Source organism: Mycolicibacterium bacteremicum (genome assembly GCF_002086115.1).
GTDB classification, from domain to species: Bacteria; Actinomycetota; Actinomycetes; order Mycobacteriales; family Mycobacteriaceae; genus Mycobacterium; species Mycobacterium bacteremicum.
Genome location: NZ_MVHJ01000016.1, coordinates 1 through 18,234 on the forward strand (window position 1 = coordinate 1; position 18,234 = coordinate 18,234).

Genomic DNA, 18,234 nt, shown 5'->3' on the forward strand with positions numbered 1-18,234 from the left:
GGGGAGACGGGCGTGAGTGAGGATCGCAGCGAGGGACGAGCGAGGACCGGAGCGAACGCGGGAGTCGACCGATGAGCTTGAGTCTGGCCCAGATCGCCGTCGACGCCCGGGACCCGGAAGCCCTGGCCAGGTGGTGGTCGGAGGTCCTGGGCTGGCCGCTGCGCGTCGACTCCGATGGTGACGCCTTCCTGACCCCGCCGACCGGCGACGGTGCCGAACTGCTGTTCCTGGGTGTCCCCGAGGGCAAGACCGTCAAGAACCGTCTGCACCTCGACTTCACCCCCGATGACCAGCAGGCCGAGGTCGACCGGGTGCTGGCGCTGGGGGCCACCCGTGTCGACATCGGGCAGGGTGAGCAGACTTGGGTCGTGCTGGCCGATCCGGAGGGCAACGAGTTCTGCATTCTCTCCGCCCAGTGACGCTCAATCTGAACCAGATGGCGACAATCTGGGGATTTGTCGCCATCTAATTCAGATTCGCGTCGACCTCAGTTGGCGACGACTCAGTTGGCGTCGACCTCAGTTGGCGTCGACTCAGTTGGCGTGCAGGGCCTCGTTCAGCGTGATGCCGGTGCCGTCGCGCTTGACGACCTCGACCGCGCCGGACACCGAGTTGCGGCGGAACAGCAGGTTGCTGGACCCGGACAGCTCCTTGGCCTTCACAGTCTGGCCGTCAGAGGTGGTGACCTTGGTGCCGCCGGTGACGTACAGGCCGGCCTCGACGACGCAATCGTCGCCGAGTGAGATGCCGACGCCGGCGTTGGCGCCCAACAGACAGCGCTTGCCGATCGAGATGACCTCGGTGCCGCCACCGGACAGCGTGCCCATGATCGAGGCGCCGCCGCCGATGTCGGAGCCGTCATCGACCACCACGCCGGCCGAGATGCGACCCTCGACCATGGAGTTGCCGAGCGTGCCGGCGTTGAAGTTGACGAATCCCTCGTGCATGACGGTGGTACCGGTGGCCAGGTGGGCACCCAGGCGGACACGGTCGGCGTCGGCGATGCGCACCCCGGTGGGCAGCACGTAGTCGACCATCCGCGGGAACTTGTCCACCCCGTACACCGCGACGGCACCGCGGCTACGCAGCTTGGCGCGCACCAGTTCGAAGCCCTCGACCGCGGCCGGGCCGAAGTTGGTCCACACCACGTTGGCCAACAGGCCGAAGATGCCGTCGAGGTTGGCCTCGTGCGGCTTGGTCAGCCGGTGGCTGAGCAGGTGCAACCGGAGGTAGGCGTCATAGGTGTCGACGGGCTTGTCGTCGAGCGAGGCGATGCTGGTGCGCACGGCCACCACCTCGACGTCACGATCGGCGTCGGGGCCGGTCAGCGCGGTGAGCGCGTCGGTCAGCTCGGCCACCGACAGGCGCACCGTGCCGGTGCTGCCGTCGCCGGTCAGTTCGGGGTTGGGAAACCAGGTGTCCAGGACGGTTCCGTCGGCGGCGATGGTGGCCAGGCCGACGCCAGATGCGGCAGTCACGTCGGCACACGTTACTGGACTAGCCTCGACGGGCATGGGGCTAGACCTGCGCGCCGATCCGATCACACTGACCGCCGCACTGGTGGACATCCCCAGCGAATCGCGCCACGAGCAGCGCATCGCCGACGAGATCGAGGCCGCGCTGCGGGCGCAGGCCCCGCACTTCGAGGTGATCCGCTCCGGTGATGCGGTACTGGCCCGCACCAACCTGGGCCGCGGATCGCGGGTGCTGCTGGCCGGGCACACCGACACCGTGCCCGCCGCCGACAATGTGCCCAGCCGACGCGAGGGTGACCTGATGTACGGCTGCGGCACCTCGGACATGAAGTCGGGCGACGCGGTGTTCCTGCATCTGGCCGCCACCATCGCCGAGCCCGCTCACGACCTGACCCTGGTGATGTACGACTGCGAGGAGATCGAGTCCAGCGCCAACGGGTTGGGTCGCATCGAGCGCGAACTGCCCGATTGGTTGGCCGCCGACGTCGCGATCCTGGGCGAGCCGTCCGGCGGGTTCATCGAGGCGGGCTGCCAGGGCACCATCCGGGTGGTGGCCTCGGCCGCCGGCACGCGCGCACACTCTGCGCGATCGTGGTTGGGCGACAACGCCATTCACAAACTCGGTGCCGTGCTCGACAGGTTGTCCCGGTACCAGGCCCGCAGCGTGGACATCGACGGCTGCGTGTACCGCGAGGGATTGTCCGCGGTGCGGATCGACGGCGGGATCGCCGGCAATGTCATCCCGGACGCCGCATCGGTGACCATCAACTTCCGGTTCGCCCCCGATCGCGGCGTCGAGCAGGCGGTGGCCCACGTCCACGAGGTGCTCGACGGCCTGGATGTCTCGTTGCAGACCACCGACGCCGCCGCCGGAGCGCTGCCGGGGCTGGCCAATCCCGCCGCGGCCGCCCTGGTCGCCGCGGCCGGGGGACAGGTGCGCGCCAAGTACGGCTGGACCGACGTGTCCCGCTTCGCCGCCCTCGGCATCGCCGCGGTGAACTACGGCCCGGGTGACCCGAATCTGGCGCACAAGGTCGACGAGCACGTCGAGGTCGGCGCCATCACCGCGACCACCGAGACCTTGCGGGCGTACTTAACCGCTTGACCCGATCGCTAACATGGTTTCCGTGCTGGGAATCGACGACATCTCCGGGTAAGACCCCGAGATCTCTGCTGTCGTCATCCACCCTCGTCGTTTTCTCGGGAGTTCCCGCATGTCTATTGTCTGTTCCCATCTTTCGTTCAGTTGGCCCGATGACACCGAGGTCTTCGCGGACCTGTCGTGTTCGTTCCCGCGCGGCCGCACCGGTCTGGTGGCGCCCAACGGGGCCGGTAAGAGCACCCTGCTGCGGCTGATCGCCGGCGACCTGACCCCGACGGCGGGCACCGTGTCGGTCGACGGCGTCCTGGGTTACCTGCCGCAGAATCTGCCGTTCTTGGCCCGGCACACGGTGTCCGACGTGCTGGGGGTGACGCCGGTGGTGGCGGCACTCGATGCGCTGGCCGCCGGGGACGCCGGCGAGGAAGTGTTCGCCGCGATCGGCGACGAGTGGGACATCCAGGAGCGCTCCCGCGCCCAGCTGGACCGGCTGGGCTTGGAGGATCTGGAATTGGACCGGCCGCTCTCGACGCTGTCGGGTGGGCAGGTGGTCTCGCTGGGCCTGACCGCGCAGCTGCTGCGCAAGCCCGATGTGCTGCTGCTCGACGAACCCACCAACAACCTGGATGCCGATGCGCGGCAACGGCTTTATCAGGTCATCGATGATTTCGGCGGCTGTCTGCTGGTGGTGAGCCACGACCGGGTGTTGCTGGACCGGATGGACGGCGTCGCCGAACTGCGGGCCGGCGAGGTGTCGCACTTCGGTGGCGGATTCACCGACTACCGGGCTGCGGTACAGGCGGCACAGGTGCTGGCCGAGAGCAACATCCGCAATGCCGAGCAGGAACTCAAACGGCACCGGCAGCAGATGCAGCAGGCGCGTGAACGCGCCGACAAGCGCGCGTCGACCGCCAAGCGCAACCTCAAGGACGCGGGTCTACCGAAAATCGTTGCGGGAAAGATGAAGCGGGACGCCCAGCAGTCCGCGGCCCGCGCCGATGATGTGCATGCCCGGCGGGTCAGCGACGCCCGCGACCGGCTCGATGATGCCGAGCGGGCCCTGCGCGACGATGATCTGCTGGCTCTGGACCTGCCCGACACCGAGGTGCCGGCGGGCCGGGTCCTGTTCAGCGGGTCGGGTCTGTCGGCACCGGTGTTCTCCGGTGTCGACCTGGACATCCGCGGCCCGGAACGTATTGCGCTGACCGGTGCCAACGGGGCCGGAAAGTCGACGTTGCTGCGCATCATCGCCGGGGACGCCGACCCGGGAGACGGCGTCGTGCAGCGTGGTGAGGGTCGTATCGCATATCTGTCGCAGCGTCTCGATCTGCTCGACGAGCAGGTGTCGGTGGCCGACAGTCTGGCAACCTATGCGCCCGGTCTTTCGATCACCCGGCGTCGACACCTGTTGGCGCAGTTCCTGTTCCAGGGTGACCGAATCGATCTGCCGATCGCGGCGCTGTCCGGCGGGGAACGGTTGCGGGCCACCCTCGCCTGTGTGCTGTTCGCCGAGCCGGCCCCGCAGCTGCTGCTGCTCGACGAGCCGACCAACAATCTCGACCTGGCCAGCGTCGCGCAGTTGGAGTCGGCGCTCGATGCCTACCGGGGCGCCTTCGTCGTCGTCAGCCACGACCGCAGCTTTCTGGACAACATCGGGATCGGGCGACGGTTGCGGCTCGCCGACGGGGTGCTGGCGAGGATTTAGCGCAAAGTTGCCTTCAGCGCATCGGCGTAGCCGGCGGGGGAGACGTCACCGAGCAGGAGCCGTTGCAGCATGTAGCCGGGGACCAGGCTGAAGTAGGCGGATCCGGCGGCCGCGGGGTCGGTACCGGCGGGCAGCAGACCGGCCTCGGCGGCGCGCCGGGCATACGTGACGAACAGACCCCGGATCTGGCCGTACCCGTCACCGGCCAGCCGGGCCAGGTTCTCGTCGCGCAGTGCCTCGCCCCACACCTGCACCGCCATCCGCAGCGGATCGTCGTGATCGCCGGGGTCGATGGCGGCAACGACACCGTGGACCGCATCGGCGGGCGTCGGTACCGGATCGGCGAGCAGGACACTCTGCAGTTGGACGTGCGCGCCGGCCAGCACCCGTTCGGCGACGGCGGCCACCAACTCGTTCTTACCGCGGAAGTAGCGGTACACCGCACCTGCAGACAGGTCGGACTCCATCAACACGTCCTGCATGGTGGTCGCGTGAAAGCCCTGCCGGGCGAAGCGTCGAGTGGCGGCGTCGAGTATCTGGGCGCGGCGGGCGTCGAGGTGTTCCTGGGAGACCTTCGGCATACCAGCAATGTAAAGCGAATGTTCGTTCTTGACAATCGTCCGGAAGCCAATACTAATAGAAGGGTCATTCGTTTTTAATAAGGAGCTGGAGATGAGCCAGGACATCCACGTTGTGATCGGTGCCAGTGGCGCCACCGGCAGCGTGATCGTGCGGGAGTTACATGAAGCCGGTCGACGGGTGCGTGCGGTCAACCGCAGCGGTCGAACGTCCGTGCCCGGCGGCGGGGTGGAATTCGTCGGCGCCGATGCCACCGACCCCGCCCAGATGCGCGAGGTCTGCACGGGCGCCGCAGTGGTCTACAACTGCGTCAACCCGCCTTTCCTTCAGTGGCGCGACGCGTTCCCCGCAGTGGTCGACGGGGTACTGGCCGGTGCCGCCGAGGCCGGAGCCACATTGGTGCATGCGGACAACACCTGGATGTACGGAACGGTCGCCGCGCCGATGACCGAGGCCACACCGTATCGCCCGGTGAGTAATCTCGGTGTGCTGCGCGCCTGGCTGGCGGATCGCATTCTGGCGGCCCATCAGCGGGGCGAGGTCCAGGCCGTGATCGGGCGCGCCGGTGAGCTTTTCGGCCCGCGGGTGGAATCCACGATTGGTCGCAACGTATTCGGGGCCGCGCAGCGGGGCCGGACCGTGCATTGGCTGGGTGCCGTGGATGTCCCTCTCACACCGTTGTACATCGATGACTTCGCCCGTGGCCTGATCACATTGGGAGAGAGGGAGGAAGCGCTCGGTCAGGTGTGGCACGTGCCGCACCCCGAACCGGTGACCGCGCGGCAGTTCGTCGGCATGATCACGGCGGTGGCCGGTCAACCCGTCCGAATCATCGCCCATGGCAGCAGAACTGCGCGGGCACTCGGGGTCGTCTCGGCGATCGCCCGGGCCGGGGCCGAGATGATCTACCAGTTCGAGCAGCCCTTTGTCGTCGACGGCTCGCGGTTCGCGCGGGCGTTCGGCGAAAAGCCCACCGGATACGACGACGCCATCCGGTCGACGCTCGACTGGTACCGCGCCAACCCGGGCGCGTTGCGACTCGGTCGTTAGTCCACCTGCGGCCGGGTGGGCGCGGGCTGCGCCGGGACGGGCACCTCGACCGGGGCGCGACCGGCGCTACTCTGTCCGGCCTGCGCCTCGGTGTCCGCCGTCGGGCCGGCCTCGCGCTTCTCGCGCGGGTCGTCCTTTTCCTCGCGCTCGGGCCGCTCCGCCCGCTCACCGATCTCGTCGTCGGCGGACGTCTCGACGCCGGGCAGTTTTCCGGCGCCCACTCCGGACGCACCGGCGGCCTGTGCCGCCTGCTGCACGCCCTGCATGATCTGCTGCGGGACCTGCTGTAGCCCCTGAGCCAGGCCCTGCAGCGGTGCGGTGATGGACTGGGCCAGCTGCCCGACCTGTTGGCCGACCTGACCCATGATCTGGCCCATCTGGCCCATCGGGTCGGCACCGGCGGCCCCCGATGACCCGGCGGCTCCGGGAGCCCCAGCGGCACCGGAGCCGGTCTGTCCCGTGCCATCCAGCGCATCGGCCGCGGCCTTGAGGCGACGGCCACCCTCGGCGTCCCCGCCGGCATACGCGGCCGCCGCCTTCTGCAGCAGCTCGGAGATGGTGGCGGCCGAGGTGGAGGTGACGCCCATGGTGGCGCCGCGACCGTCCAGGACACTGCCCAGGGCCGAGCTCACCGAGGCGGCGATGGTGCCGTGGCTGGTGTTCACCCCGGATCCCTCGGGGGCGGTCAACCCGGCCAGCCCGGACCTCACATCCGAGTGGATCTGCGAGTAGTTGCGCACTCCGTCGGTCTGGACAAAGAGCGGATCGGTCATCTGCGGCCCCCGTTCGATACCGGGATAATTCTATGGCCGCGGTGCTGGCCGGGGCCGCACGAAATCCGGCCCGTTCATTCGCCGGCCTGCCGGGCGGCGTCCCGGGCCGCGCCACCCCAGCCCAGCGCATCCCACCGGGCCGACACCGAATGCAGCCCGGCGACATCCCGGGCAGCCGATGCGCGGGCATGCTCCAACGTCAGCCCGCCGACCACACAGTCACAGGTCAGACCGGAGATGACGGCGACCGCACGCCCGTCGCCAAGGCGCACCGCGTCGTGCGCGGCCCGCAACGCCACCGCCTGCTGCCCACCGCGCAACGCCGCCCGGACCGCCTCGCGCGCCGCGGTGATCGCACCCACCTGGTCACGGCGTGCAGCGGCCGTCCACGCCTTGGCCAGCGCCAGCTCCGGTGCGAACAGCATCGACTTCAAGCCATGCCGGGACTCCGCGCGCGCCAACGCTTTTGCCGCCTCCACCGGTGATCCCTGCTGGGCCAGCGCCTGTGCCAACAGCATCCACGCCAGCGGACCCCACGAGTAGCCGGTGACCGACAGTGCGGTCGCCGACTCGCGCAGCGGCCCGACCGCATCGGCGGGCGCACCGCGCGCCAACGCGATATCGGCGAGCAGCAGCCGGCCGATCGCCGCGGCGGGTGCGGTGTCGGCGGCCAGGCCGCGCACCAACGACTCGGCGTCGTCCAGCCGGCCGGCCAACATCAACGCGGTGGACTGGCCGTAGGCCGAGGTGAACCGCAGCACGCCGGGGTGGCCGGCGGCCGCCGCCCGTTCGGCCAGCGCATCGACCTGCTCCCATCTGCCCATCCGGGCCGCCGACAGTGCGGCCGCGGCAGCCGCCCAGCCGACCGCGCGGTCCTCGGCCGCGGCGGATCCGAGCACCGACTCGGCGATGTCCATCGCCCGTTGCGGGCTGCCGGCGTTCATGGCGAACGTGCACAGCAGCGCATCGATGGTCGGCGCGGAGAGCAACCGGCCCCGGGTCGCGCGCAGAAACGCCGTGGCCCGCTCCGGCTCGTCGAGCATCCAGAACTGGTTGGCCGCTCGCGGCAGCGCCCAGGCGATCAGTTCGTCATCGTCGAGACCGGCCGGATCCACCTGCGCCAGCACCGCATCGGCGTCCGGGCCGCGGCCCTGCCAGGCCAGGGCCTGGGCCAGCGTCAGCCGCGCCGGCAACGATTCCGCGTGCTGCAGGGCGTCGCGTGCCCGTTGCTCGGCGGCCGCGAGGTCGCCACGACCGAGCGCGGCGGCGGCTGCCTCGACCAGATCCGGCACAGCCGCAGTGTAGGGCGACAAGGAATGGAGCCACGGCGAAACCGCCGGTACGTTCTACCCGTGCCCGACTCCAGCCCGTGGGCGGTCTGCGTGTACTGCGCATCCGGTCCCACCCACCCCGAACTGTTGAAACTCGCCCACGACGTCGGTCGGGCCATCGCCGACCGCGGCTGGACCCTGGTCTCCGGTGGCGGCAACGTCTCGGCCATGGGTGCGGTCGCCGACGGTGCCCGCCAGCACAACGGACGCACCATCGGCGTCATCCCGAAGGCGCTGGTGCACCGCGAACTCGCCGACGTCGACGCCGACGAACTGGTGGTCACCGACACCATGCGGGAACGCAAGCAGGTCATGGAGGAGCGCGCCGACGCGTTCATCGCCCTGCCCGGCGGGATCGGCACCCTCGAGGAGTTCTTCGAGGCCTGGACGGCCGGCTACCTGGGCATGCACGACAAACCGATCATCATGCTGGATCCGTTCGGTCACTACGACGGACTGCTGGCCTGGCTGCGCGGACTGGTCGGGACCGGGTATGTCGGCGAACGCGCGCTCGACCGGCTGGTGGTCACCACCGATATTGAGACGGCTCTCAGCGCGTGTAGCCCCGGTCACTAAGGTGTGGTCATGAGTGACGACACAACGCGCACCAGCGTGGGCCTGCTCGACATCGCCACCAAGATCCCAGGGCTGGTCCTCGACGCCCCGGCGATCGTCCGTGGCGTCCTGACCGGCATGGGCGCCCGGCCCAGCGCCAAGACCTCCATCGGCAAGGTGTTCCAGGAACGCGCCGCCCAGTACGGCGACAAGATCTTCATCAAGTTCGACGACGAGCAGATCACCTACCGCAAGGCCAACGAGACGGTCAACCGGTACGCCGCGGTGCTGGCCGCCAAGGGTGTCGGCCACGGCGACGTCGTCGGCATCATGCTGCGCAACTCGCCGGACTCGGTGCTGCTGATGCTCGCCACCGTCAAATGCGGTGCCACCGCCGGCATGCTGAACTATCACCAGCGCGGCAAGGTGTTGGCGCACAGCATCGGTCTGCTCGACGCCAAGGCGATCATCGCCGAGTCCGACCTGGTGGAGCCGATCACCGAAAGCGGGGTCGAAACAACCGGTTTGACGACGCTGGAGGAGCTGCGCCAGGCGGCCACCACGGCACCGACCACCAACCCGGCCACCACGGCCGCGGTGCTGGCCAAGGACAAGGCCTTCTTCATCTTCACCTCGGGGACCACCGGGATGCCCAAGGCCAGCGTCATGACGCACTATCGCTGGCTGCGCGCGCTGGCCGGATTCGGCGGTCTGGGCCTGCGCCTGAACAGCAATGACACGTTGTACTGCTGCCTGCCGCTCTACCACAACAATGCCCTGACGGTGTCGGTCGGTTCGGCGCTGAACGCGGGAGCCGCGCTGGCGCTGGGCAAGTCGTTCTCGGCGTCGAAATTCTGGGACGACGTCATCCGCTTCGACGCGACCGCGTTCGTCTACATCGGCGAGATCTGCGGGTACCTGCTCAACCAGCCGCCCAAGCCCACCGATCGCCAGCACAAGGTGCGTGTGATCGTCGGCAACGGTTTGCGGCCGGCCATCTGGGACCAGTTCACCGAGAGGTTCAACATTCCCCGGGTGTGCGAGTTCTACGGCGCCAGTGAGGGAAACACCGCATTCGTCAACGTGTTCAACGTGTCCAAGTCCACCGGTATCTGCCCCAGCCCGGTGGCCTTCGTCGAATACGACCTGGAGACAGGCGAACCCGCGCGTGGCTCCGACGGGCGCCTGCGCAAGGTGAAGAAGGGGCAGCCCGGTCTGCTGCTGTCCAAGGTCAGCAACTTTCAGCCGTTCGACGGGTACACCGACAAGTCGGCCTCGGAGAAGAAATTGGTCCGCGACGCGTTCAAGGACGGCGATGTCTGGTTCAACACCGGGGACCTGATGCGTTCGCAGGGGTTCGGCCACGCCGCGTTCGCCGACCGGTTGGGGGACACCTTCCGCTGGAAGGGCGAGAACGTCGCCACCACCGAGGTCGAGGCGGCGATCTCGGCCGACAGCCAGGTCGAGGAGGCCACCGTGTTCGGGGTCGAGGTGCCCGGCGCCGGTGGCCGCGCCGGCATGGTCGCGCTGCAACTCAAGGAGGGCCAGGAGTTCGACGGCGCCGCGCTGGCCAAATCCGCCTACGCGCACCTGCCCGTCTACGCGGTCCCGCTGTTCGTACGGCTGGTCAAGGAACTGGCGCACACCTCGACGTTCAAGAGCCAGAAGGTCGAGTTACGCAAGCAGGGTTACGGCGACGAGGTCGAGGATCCGCTCTACGTGCTGTCCGGAAAGTCGGAGGGCTACGTGCCGTTCTACCCCGAGTACGTCGACGAGGTCGTCGAGGGCAAGCGCCCGAAGTAGTCGCCGGGTTCGGTTCTAGTCGTAGACGATGACGGCGCGGCCGATCACGTCACCGCGGCCGATGGCGTCCAAGGTGTCGTTGACGTCCTCCCAGCGCACCTCGGTGATGGTGTCGGTGACCCGTCCGGCCTCGGCGAGGGCCAGCACCTCGGTCAGGTCGTTGAAGTTGCCCCAGAACGACCCGTAGTAGGTGAACTCACGAGATACCAAGGGAAACAACGGGATATCGATCCGATTGCCGATCAGTCCGACCGAGGCGACGGCACCCTCGACGGCGAGGAGCTCGAACGCCAGCTTGATCGAGTCCTCGGCTCCGGCGCAATCGAGCACTGCGTCCAGTTCGGCGCGGCCGGTGAGGTTTTCGAGTTCCGCGGCCACCGCTGCGGCGGTCTTGCCGCCGACGTTGACGACATGGTCGGCGCCATGGCGGGCGGCCGACTGCAGCTTGTCGTCGCTGCGCCCCAACGCCACCACCGTCGCACCGCCGCCCAGCAGCCTGGCGTACTGCACCCCGTAGCTGCCCAGTCCACCGATGCCGGTGACCGCCAATGTGCGCCCCGGGCCCAGGTGGCCGCCGTCGCGCAGTTTCTGCAATCCGCGATAGGGGGTCAGCCCGGCGTCGGTCAGTGGGGCCAGGGTCGCCGGCGTGAGCCCCTCGGCAGCCGGCACCGTGATCACGTAGCGGTAATTCACCGGGAGGTACTCCTGGTAGCCGCCGTGCCGGCCGAATCCGGCCCAGGTGCCGTGCCCGCACAGTTGCTCATTGCCCTCATGGCACTGCCGGCAAGCGCCGTCACCCCACGGTCCGAACACCACCACCTGGGCGCCCTCCGACAGCGCCGCCGCTGCGGGCACCTGCGAGCCCACCCGGTCGATCCAGCCCGCGATCTCGTGACCCGGGGTGATCGGGTAGTCCATCGCGAGGCCGCGGTCGAAGTAGCCGTCGATGAGCTGGTAGTCGGTGCGGCACATCCCGGCGCCGCCGACCTTGACCAGTACGTCCTCGGGTCCGATCTCGGGGACGTCGATCTCTTCCAGGCGCAGGGGCTGGTGGTAGCCGTACATGCGGGCCGCGCGCATCTTCATGGGACGTCCTCCGTGTGACCGGTCAGAAATCAAGATCATGGTGACATCCCGCTGTGCTGCGCGCACCCGTTCCGGCAAGTGCGGACCTGGTTCGCCGCCCATCCCGCGAAACCCGCGTACCCGGGGTTCCCGCGCGACGGATCGCCCCGGGTACGGGGGTTTCGCCGGGAAAAGCGGGCCGCCGAGCCGCACGGCTAGCCTGGATGTGTGCAGTCGACTTTCCTGGGCCGCCCGGTCGCCGGTGACCGCGCCCTGATCATGGCGATCGTCAACCGCACGCCCGATTCGTTCTACGACCGCGGTGCCACGTTCACCGACGGGGACGCGATGGACGCCACCCACCGCAAGATCGCCGACGGCGCCGACATCATCGACATCGGCGGGGTGAAGGCCGGCCCGGGCCAGACGGTCGACGCGGACGAGGAGATCGCCCGGGTGGTGCCGTTCATCGAATGGCTGCGCGGCGCCTACCCGGACCAGTTGATCAGCGTCGACACCTGGCGCGCCGCCGTCGCCAAGCAGGCCTGTGCGGCCGGGGCGGACCTCATCAACGACACCTGGGCGGGCGCCGACCCGGGGCTGCCCGAGGTCGCCGCGGAGTTCAATGCCGGCCTGGTGTGCTCGCACACCGGTGGCGCCGTCCCGCGCACCCGTCCGTTCCGGGTGAACTACGGCATCACCGAGCGCGGAGTCGTCGACGACGTCATCGCCGAGGTGACCTCGTCGGCCGAAAAGGCGGTGGCAACCGGGGTCGCCAGGGACCGTATCCTCATCGACCCGACCCACGATTTCGGGAAAAACACTCATCACGGTCTTAGTTTGTTGCGCCACGTGAAAGATCTTGTAAACACGGGATGGCCCGTCCTGATGGCCCTGAGCAACAAGGATTTTGTCGGGGAGACTCTGGGTGTGGGACTGACCGAACGCCTGGAGGGCACACTGGCGGCGACGGCTTTGGCCGCCGCCGACGGAGCCGCCATGTTCCGGGTCCATGAGGTCGGCCCCACTCGACGCGTACTGGAGATGGTCGCGTCGATCCAGGGATCGCGTCCACCGACGCGCACGGTGAGGGGACTGGCATGACTCTGATATCCGAGCTGACACCAGAACTGACCGGTATCGACAAGACTGACGCGGTGGTGGGACACCCGTGGTTGACGGACCACAGCTTCGGCCGCCCGTCCTGGACGGTCGAGGAACTCGTCGAGGCCAAACGAGGACGCACCATCTCGGTGGTGCTGCCCGCGCTCAACGAGGAGGAGACCGTCGGGTCGGTGGTCGAGACCATCGCCCCGCTGCTGGGCAATCTGGTCGACGAGCTGATCGTGCTGGACTCCGGTTCCACCGATGACACCGAGATCCGCGCGCTCGCCGCCGGGGCCCGGGTGATCAGCCGGGAGGTGGCCCTGCCCGAGGTCCCGCCGCGTCCGGGCAAGGGCGAGGTGCTGTGGCGGTCGCTGGCCGCCACCACCGGTGACCTGGTGGTCTTCGTCGACTCCGACCTGATCGATCCCGACCCGATGTTCGTCCCGAAGCTGCTGGGTCCGCTGCTGACCGTCGACGGTGTGCACCTGGTGAAGGGTTTCTACCGGCGGCCGTTGAAGGTCAGCGGCAGCGAGGACGCCAACGGCGGCGGGCGCGTCACCGAACTGGTGGCCCGACCGCTGCTGGCCGCCCTGCGGCCCGAACTGACCTGCCTGCTGCAACCGCTGGGCGGCGAGTACGCCGGCACCCGGGAGCTGCTGACCTCGGTGCCGTTCGCGCCGGCGTACGGGGTGGAGATCGGTCTGCTGGTCGACACCTACAACCGGTACGGCCTGGACGGCATCGCGCAGGTCAATCTGGGGGTGCGCACGCACCGCAACCGGCCGCTGACCGAACTGGCCAGCATGAGCCGTCAGGTGATCGCCACGCTGCTCAACCGCTGCGGCATCGAGGACTCCGGGGTCGGGCTGACGCAGTTCTTCGCCGACGGCGATGACTACACGCCCCGCATCTCGACGGTGTCACTGGCCGACCGCCCCCCGATGAACACGCTGCGCCCGTAGTCACCGGACGGGGTTGTCACACCGGTAGGGCAATATCGATGTCGTGACGCTGATACTCATGTACCTGGTGGTGCTGATCCTGGTCGGCGCGGTGTTGTTTGCCCTGGGCAGTGTGCTGTTCGGTCGCGGCGAGCAGTTGCCGCCGTTACCGCATGCCACCACCGCGACGGTGCTGCCGGCGTCGGGAGTCACCGGCGCCGACGTCGAGGCGGTCAAGTTCACCCAGACGCTGCGTGGTTACAAGACCAGTGAGGTGGACTGGGTACTGGACCGCCTCGGTGCCGAACTCGATTCGGTGCGTGCGGAGTTGGCGGCGCTGCGCGCGGCCTACGGTGTGGAGGATCCCGCGGCGGTGGTGGGCGAGCACGGGGCCGCGCACGCCAGGGTCGACGAGCCGTGACCGTGTCCGAGGTCGACGCCCGCGTCCGATGTGGCTGGGTGCCAACCGATTCCAAACCGAATTCGGTGCTCTACCGGGAGTATCACGACACCGAGTGGGGGGTACCGCTGCGCGGTGAACGTGCCCTTTTCGAACGGGTCAGCCTGGAGGCCTTCCAGAGCGGGTTGTCCTGGCTGACGATCCTGCGCAAGCGCGACGCCTTCCGGCGCGCCTTCGCCGGGTTCGATCCGGAGCAGGTTGCGCGCTTCACCGATGCCGACATCGCGCGCCTGATGGACGATGTCGAGATCGTGCGCAACCGCGCGAAGATCGAGGCCACCATCAACAACGCCCGCGCCATCGGTGATCTGGACGTCGACTTCTCGGATTTGCTGTGGTCATTCGCCCCGGCCGCCCGCGCACGGCCCACGACGCTGTCCGACGTCCCGGCCGTCACCGCCGAATCGACCGCGATGGCCAAAGATCTGAAGCGGCGCGGCTTCCGGTTCGTCGGGCCGACGACGGCCTACGCGCTGATGCAGGCGACCGGCATGGTGGACGACCATATTGCGTCCTGCTGGGTGCCGAGCGCGGTGTAGGGCGCACCGATCCGGTTACGTTCCGTCAGTTTTGCCGGGTCTTTTCACACCGCGCCGCTGGGATAGGGAACAATAGGATGAGTTCACTGGCAATTCTGTGCCGGCACTTGCCGGTCTTGATCGGGTCCGTCTCACGACGGGCCGGCTCACGCGGAGGGAGCACACGATGGCGGCGATGAAGCCCCGGACTGGAGACGGTCCATTGGAAGCGACCAAAGAGGGGCGCGGCATCGTGATGCGGGTACCACTGGAAGGCGGTGGACGGCTCGTCGTGGAGCTGACCCCCGATGAGGCCGCCGCGCTCGGCGACGAACTCAAGGGTGTCACCAGCTAGGTCGGATACCTGCGGGGACGCGCTGACCTCCGGGTCAGCGCGATACCAGCTCGTAGATACGAAGGGTCTGCTCGGCGATCTGCGCCCAGGAGAACTCCTCGATGCACCGTTGCCGCCCGGCCGCGCCGTAGGTGCGTGCGCGCTCGGGGTCGGCCACCAGGGTGTTGACGGCGTCGGCCAGGCGCTCCTCGAAGCCGCGGGCGTCGGCGGCGTCGTAGTGCACCAGCAGCCCGGTCCGGTTGTCGTCGACGACCTCGGGGATTCCGCCGACATCCGAGGCGACCACCGCGGTCCCGCAGGCCATCGCCTCCAGGTTCACGATGCCCAGCGGCTCGTACACCGACGGGCACACGAAAACGGCTGATGCCGACAGGATTTCGCGGATCTTCTCGACCGGCAGCATTTCGCGCACCCAGAACACCCCGGTCCGCGCCGTGCCGAGCTCCTGCACCGCAGCGCTGACCTCCTCGGCGATCTCGGGAGTGTCCGGAGCGCCCGCGCACAGCACCAGCTGGATGGCGGGATCGAACCTGTGGGCGGCGGCCACCAGGTGTGCCACGCCCTTCTGCCGGGTGATCCGGCCGACGAACGCCACGATCGGCCGGGACGGGTCGACGCCCAGCTCGGCCAGCACCGATGCGCCCGGCTGCGGTGCAGCCGGATACCAGACATCGGTGTCGATCCCATTGCGCACCACATGCACCCGGGCCGGATCCAGCGCGGGATAGGTGGCCAGCACATCGCCCCGCATCCCGGAGCTCACCGCGATCACCGCATCGGCGGCCTCGACCGCCGTGCGCTCCACCCACGACGACACCCGGTACCCGCCGCCGAGCTGTTCGGCCTTCCACGGTCGCATCGGCTCCAGCGAGTGCGCGGTCAGCACATGCGGGATCCCGTGCAGCAACCCGGCCAGGTGCCCGGCCATCCCGGTGTACCAGGTGTGCGAATGAGCCACCGTCGCGCCAGCGGCCGCGTTGACCATCACCAGATCGGCCGACAGCGTGGACAGTGCGGGGTTGGCCGACTGCAGCGCCGGATCGGGTTGCGCGACGATCGCGGTATCCCGCGGCGTACCCATGCAGTGCACGTCGACCTCGCACAGGTGTCGCAGCTGCGAGACGAGTTCGGTCACGTGTACGCCGGCTCCACCGTAGATCTCCGGCGGATACTCCCGAGTCATCATCGCCACCCGCATGGTGTGCACGGTATCGGTCGCGGGGTCACCGGCGCACCCCTGTGCGCTTTCTGGACATCGAGTCGCCCCAAACACCTTGACATGCAGCACTTCGTTCGGGCGATTGGCTAGCCGCACTGCGGCCAGCCCGATAGGTTGGGAGCATGAGGGAAGCGCCACACGTGCTGGGCATCGTCCTGGCGGGCGGGGAGGGCAAGCGCCTTTACCCACTGACGGCAGACCGCGCGAAACCGGCGGTGCCGTTCGGCGGTTCCTACCGGCTCATCGATTTTGTGCTCTCCAACCTCGTCAACGCGCGTTACCTGCGGATCTGCGTTCTGACGCAATACAAGTCGCATTCGCTGGACCGGCACATCTCGCAGAACTGGCGGCTCTCGGGGCTGGCCGGTGAGTACATCACCCCGGTCCCGGCGCAGCAGCGGCTCGGGCCGCGGTGGTACACCGGCTCGGCCGATGCGATCTACCAGTCGATGAACCTCATCTACGACGAGGATCCCGACTACATCGTCATCTTCGGTGCCGACCACGTGTACCGGATGGATCCCGAGCAGATGGTGCAACACCACATCGAGAGCGGCGCCGGTGCCACCGTTGCCGGCATCCGGGTGCCGCGCGCGGAGGCCTCGGCGTTCGGCTGCATCGATGCCGACGACTCGGGTCGTATCCGCGCCTTCGTCGAGAAGCCCGCCGACCCGCCCGGCACCCCAGACGACCCCGAGCAGACCTTCGTCTCGATGGGCAATTACATCTTCACCACCAAGGTGCTCATCGACGCGATCCGCGCCGATGCCGACGACGACCATTCCGACCACGACATGGGCGGGGACATCATCCCGCGGCTCGTTGCCGACGGGATGGCCTCGGTCTACGACTTCGACGACAACGAGGTGCCCGGCGCCACCGAGCGCGATCACGGCTACTGGCGTGACGTCGGCACCCTGGACGCCTTCTACGACGCGCACATGGACCTGGTCTCGGTGCATCCGGTGTTCAACCTCTACAACAAGCGCTGGCCCATCCGCGGTGGCTCCGAGAACCTCGCGCCGGCGAAATTCGTCAACGGCGGCTCGGCACAGGAGTCCGTCGTCGGCGCCGGCAGCATCATCTCGGCGGCGTCGGTGCGCAACTCCGTGCTGTCCTCCAATGTGGCCATCGACGACGGTGCGATCGTCGAGGGCAGCGTGCTGATGCCGGGTGTGCGGATCGGTCGCGGTGCCGTGGTGCGCCGCGCGATCCTGGACAAGAACGTCGTCGTCGGCCCCGGCGAGATGGTCGGTGTCGACCTCGACAAGGACCGTGAGCGGTTCTCGATCAGCAACGGCGGTGTGGTGGCCGTGGGCAAGGGTATCTGGATCTGACCGTCGGACAACGGTTATCGGGGCGCCGCCGGTCCCGCCGTCCGCGCGGTGCGCCGACGGTGGATCAGCCTGACCGCTGCCCATGCCAGCGCCGCCACCGCGACGAGGACGAGCACCGGTAGCAGGATGGCCATGAACACCAACCCGATACTGGTGATGTCCTCGACGGTGCTCAGCACCGGCGCGGCGACCCCGGCGGTCGCGACGTTGGCCGCCGGGCGCACGGTGCTCTTGGTCAGCGATACGACCAGGGCGATCACGATGCCCGCCACGACCGGGATCCACTGACCGGACTGGGCGAACGCGCCAGGGTCGGTGACGGTGGCCGTCTGCGCCGCCGTCCCCGATCCGAACACGATGCCGCCGGCGGTCGGACGCACGAACGTCTGCACCATGTCGTTGACGCTGTCGAGTGCGGGTACTTTGTCGGCGACGACCTCGATGAGCAACAGGATGGCGACGATCAGCATGACCCAGCCGTTCTCCAGCCACGCCCATCCCGACGGTAGCGACACCAGATCGGTGAACCGGGACAGCAGCCCGAGCGCCAGCAGTGGGATGTAGGCGTTCAGTCCCGCCGCCGTCGCCAGGCCGAACCCGGTGAGCAGTTCCATCGGCTCAGTATGTCGCCGGCACCCGACCGCGCGGATCAGTTCGGGCGGCGGGCGTTCTTCGCCGAGGCGCGGGTGGGTTTGTCGTGGCGGGGCACCTCGGGCAGATCCCGGATCTTGCGGCCCCGGCCCGCGACGGTCGCCAGGGAGCGGCGGCACCGCGGACAGATCGGTTTGCCCTCGATGTCGACCGTCCAATTCTTGCCGCTGCCCGGGCATGCACTGTCGGCCATGGGTGCAACTCTATCGAT

The 18,234-nt window shown here is 68.6% G+C and carries 19 protein-coding genes and 1 pseudogene; 12 read left to right on the forward strand and 8 right to left on the reverse strand.

Annotated features, from left to right (window positions below; genetic code table 11):
* The first annotated feature begins 71 nt into the window (after positions 1 to 71).
* Positions 72 to 419, forward strand: a complete 348-nt coding sequence (locus BST17_RS18485; RefSeq protein ID WP_083060362.1) for a VOC family protein — start codon at positions 72 to 74, stop codon at positions 417 to 419.
* 114 nt (positions 420 to 533) lie between these two features.
* Here the strand turns inward: BST17_RS18485 and dapD are convergent, their stop codons facing one another.
* A complete protein-coding gene (gene dapD / locus BST17_RS18490) occupies positions 534 to 1,478 on the reverse strand; it encodes a 2,3,4,5-tetrahydropyridine-2,6-dicarboxylate N-succinyltransferase (RefSeq protein ID WP_083060363.1) in 945 nt (314 codons plus the stop codon).
* A 34-nt stretch (positions 1,479 to 1,512) separates the two neighbouring features.
* Here dapD and dapE point away from each other — a divergent pair, with 34 nt between their 5' ends.
* The gene (gene dapE, locus BST17_RS18495; protein ID WP_083060364.1) at positions 1,513 to 2,580 is read left to right on the forward strand and encodes a succinyl-diaminopimelate desuccinylase; all 1,068 of its coding nucleotides are present in this window, start codon (positions 1,513 to 1,515) and stop codon (positions 2,578 to 2,580) included.
* A 109-nt stretch (positions 2,581 to 2,689) separates the two neighbouring features.
* Positions 2,690 to 4,279, forward strand: coding sequence for an ABC-F family ATP-binding cassette domain-containing protein (locus BST17_RS18500; RefSeq protein ID WP_083060365.1), 1,590 nt, complete (start codon positions 2,690 to 2,692; stop codon positions 4,277 to 4,279).
* Here the strand turns inward: BST17_RS18500 and BST17_RS18505 are convergent.
* On the reverse strand, positions 4,276 to 4,860 hold the full coding sequence (locus BST17_RS18505; protein ID WP_083060366.1) for a TetR/AcrR family transcriptional regulator: 585 nt from the start codon (positions 4,858 to 4,860) through the stop codon (positions 4,276 to 4,278). The two genes, BST17_RS18500 and BST17_RS18505, sit on opposite strands and share 4 nt — an antisense overlap.
* Before the next feature lie 91 nt (positions 4,861 to 4,951).
* Here BST17_RS18505 and BST17_RS18510 point away from each other — a divergent pair, with 91 nt between their 5' ends.
* Positions 4,952 to 5,908: an NAD-dependent epimerase/dehydratase family protein gene (locus BST17_RS18510; RefSeq protein ID WP_083060367.1), complete on the forward strand. Its 957-nt coding sequence runs from the start codon at positions 4,952 to 4,954 to the stop codon at positions 5,906 to 5,908.
* Here BST17_RS18510 and BST17_RS18515 read toward each other — a convergent pair.
* Both BST17_RS18515 and BST17_RS18520 read right to left on the reverse strand, forming a co-directional pair.
* On the reverse strand, positions 5,905 to 6,681 hold the full coding sequence (locus BST17_RS18515; RefSeq protein WP_109750199.1) for a type VII secretion target: 777 nt from the start codon (positions 6,679 to 6,681) through the stop codon (positions 5,905 to 5,907). The genes BST17_RS18510 and BST17_RS18515 overlap by 4 nt on opposite strands.
* A gap of 74 nt (positions 6,682 to 6,755) precedes the next feature.
* Positions 6,756 to 7,967 (reverse strand): annotated as a pseudogene (locus tag BST17_RS18520) (AAA family ATPase); the annotation flags it as partial.
* A gap of 30 nt (positions 7,968 to 7,997) precedes the next feature.
* Here BST17_RS18520 and BST17_RS18525 point away from each other — a divergent pair.
* Positions 7,998 to 8,588 (forward strand): cytokinin riboside 5'-monophosphate phosphoribohydrolase, encoded by a 591-nt coding sequence (locus BST17_RS18525; protein WP_083060369.1) that lies wholly within the window; start codon positions 7,998 to 8,000, stop codon positions 8,586 to 8,588.
* A gap of 9 nt (positions 8,589 to 8,597) precedes the next feature.
* Complete coding sequence (gene fadD6 / locus BST17_RS18530) at positions 8,598 to 10,370, forward strand: long-chain-acyl-CoA synthetase FadD6 (RefSeq protein WP_083060438.1); 1,773 nt, start codon at positions 8,598 to 8,600, stop codon at positions 10,368 to 10,370.
* Positions 10,371 to 10,385: 15 nt separating this feature from the next.
* Here the strand turns inward: fadD6 and BST17_RS18535 are convergent, their stop codons facing one another.
* On the reverse strand, positions 10,386 to 11,456 hold the full coding sequence (locus BST17_RS18535) for an NAD(P)-dependent alcohol dehydrogenase (RefSeq protein ID WP_083060370.1): 1,071 nt from the start codon (positions 11,454 to 11,456) through the stop codon (positions 10,386 to 10,388).
* Positions 11,457 to 11,663: 207 nt separating this feature from the next.
* Between BST17_RS18535 and folP the strand changes: the two genes are divergently transcribed.
* From folP to BST17_RS18560, 5 genes are all read left to right on the forward strand, one after another.
* Positions 11,664 to 12,539: a dihydropteroate synthase gene (gene folP / locus BST17_RS18540; RefSeq protein ID WP_083060371.1), complete on the forward strand. Its 876-nt coding sequence runs from the start codon at positions 11,664 to 11,666 to the stop codon at positions 12,537 to 12,539.
* Between the two features lie 56 nt (positions 12,540 to 12,595).
* Positions 12,596 to 13,504, forward strand: coding sequence for a glucosyl-3-phosphoglycerate synthase (locus BST17_RS18545; RefSeq protein ID WP_207573673.1), 909 nt, complete (start codon positions 12,596 to 12,598; stop codon positions 13,502 to 13,504).
* 43 nt (positions 13,505 to 13,547) lie between these two features.
* Positions 13,548 to 13,904, forward strand: a complete 357-nt coding sequence (locus BST17_RS18550; protein ID WP_083060373.1) for a DivIVA domain-containing protein — start codon at positions 13,548 to 13,550, stop codon at positions 13,902 to 13,904.
* Positions 13,901 to 14,482, forward strand: a complete 582-nt coding sequence (locus BST17_RS18555) for a DNA-3-methyladenine glycosylase I (protein ID WP_407937756.1) — start codon at positions 13,901 to 13,903, stop codon at positions 14,480 to 14,482. Before BST17_RS18550 ends, BST17_RS18555 begins: the two co-directional genes overlap by 4 nt.
* A gap of 166 nt (positions 14,483 to 14,648) precedes the next feature.
* Positions 14,649 to 14,816, forward strand: coding sequence for a DUF3117 domain-containing protein (locus tag BST17_RS18560; protein ID WP_003406247.1), 168 nt, complete (start codon positions 14,649 to 14,651; stop codon positions 14,814 to 14,816).
* 34 nt (positions 14,817 to 14,850) lie between these two features.
* On the opposite strand, the gene glgA is transcribed toward BST17_RS18560, so the two are convergent.
* Positions 14,851 to 16,014 carry a glycogen synthase gene (gene glgA / locus BST17_RS18565; protein ID WP_109750205.1) on the reverse strand — a complete coding sequence of 388 codons (1,164 nt, stop codon included), beginning with the start codon at positions 16,012 to 16,014 and terminating at the stop codon, positions 14,851 to 14,853.
* 143 nt (positions 16,015 to 16,157) lie between these two features.
* Between glgA and glgC the strand changes: the two genes are divergently transcribed.
* Positions 16,158 to 17,372: a glucose-1-phosphate adenylyltransferase gene (gene glgC, locus BST17_RS18570; RefSeq protein WP_083060374.1), complete on the forward strand. Its 1,215-nt coding sequence runs from the start codon at positions 16,158 to 16,160 to the stop codon at positions 17,370 to 17,372.
* Positions 17,373 to 17,386: 14 nt separating this feature from the next.
* On the opposite strand, the gene BST17_RS18575 is transcribed toward glgC, so the two are convergent.
* Both BST17_RS18575 and BST17_RS18580 read right to left on the reverse strand, forming a co-directional pair.
* Positions 17,387 to 17,986, reverse strand: a complete 600-nt coding sequence (locus BST17_RS18575) for a DUF4126 domain-containing protein (protein WP_083060375.1) — start codon at positions 17,984 to 17,986, stop codon at positions 17,387 to 17,389.
* A gap of 35 nt (positions 17,987 to 18,021) precedes the next feature.
* Entirely contained in the window at positions 18,022 to 18,216 is a 195-nt protein-coding gene (locus BST17_RS18580) for a hypothetical protein (protein ID WP_083060376.1), read from the reverse strand.
* Positions 18,217 to 18,234 lie beyond the last annotated feature (18 nt).

Coding starts and splice junctions, on each gene's coding strand:
- glgC (WP_083060374.1), top strand. CDS start 16,158: ATGAGGGAAGCGCCACACGTGCTGGGCATCGTCCTGGCGGGCGGGGAG.
- BST17_RS18525 (WP_083060369.1), top strand. CDS start 7,998: ATGGAGCCACGGCGAAACCGCCGGTACGTTCTACCCGTGCCCGACTCC.
- BST17_RS18515 (WP_109750199.1), bottom strand. CDS start 6,681: ATGACCGATCCGCTCTTTGTCCAGACCGACGGAGTGCGCAACTACTCG.
- glgA (WP_109750205.1), bottom strand. CDS start 16,014: ATGCGGGTGGCGATGATGACTCGGGAGTATCCGCCGGAGATCTACGGT.
- fadD6 (WP_083060438.1), top strand. CDS start 8,598: ATGAGTGACGACACAACGCGCACCAGCGTGGGCCTGCTCGACATCGCC.
- BST17_RS18505 (WP_083060366.1), bottom strand. CDS start 4,860: ATGCCGAAGGTCTCCCAGGAACACCTCGACGCCCGCCGCGCCCAGATA.
- BST17_RS18510 (WP_083060367.1), top strand. CDS start 4,952: ATGAGCCAGGACATCCACGTTGTGATCGGTGCCAGTGGCGCCACCGGC.
- dapE (WP_083060364.1), top strand. CDS start 1,513: ATGGGGCTAGACCTGCGCGCCGATCCGATCACACTGACCGCCGCACTG.
- BST17_RS18580 (WP_083060376.1), bottom strand. CDS start 18,216: ATGGCCGACAGTGCATGCCCGGGCAGCGGCAAGAATTGGACGGTCGAC.
- BST17_RS18500 (WP_083060365.1), top strand. CDS start 2,690: ATGTCTATTGTCTGTTCCCATCTTTCGTTCAGTTGGCCCGATGACACC.
- BST17_RS18535 (WP_083060370.1), bottom strand. CDS start 11,456: ATGAAGATGCGCGCGGCCCGCATGTACGGCTACCACCAGCCCCTGCGC.
- BST17_RS18485 (WP_083060362.1), top strand. CDS start 72: ATGAGCTTGAGTCTGGCCCAGATCGCCGTCGACGCCCGGGACCCGGAA.
- BST17_RS18575 (WP_083060375.1), bottom strand. CDS start 17,986: ATGGAACTGCTCACCGGGTTCGGCCTGGCGACGGCGGCGGGACTGAAC.
- BST17_RS18560 (WP_003406247.1), top strand. CDS start 14,649: ATGGCGGCGATGAAGCCCCGGACTGGAGACGGTCCATTGGAAGCGACC.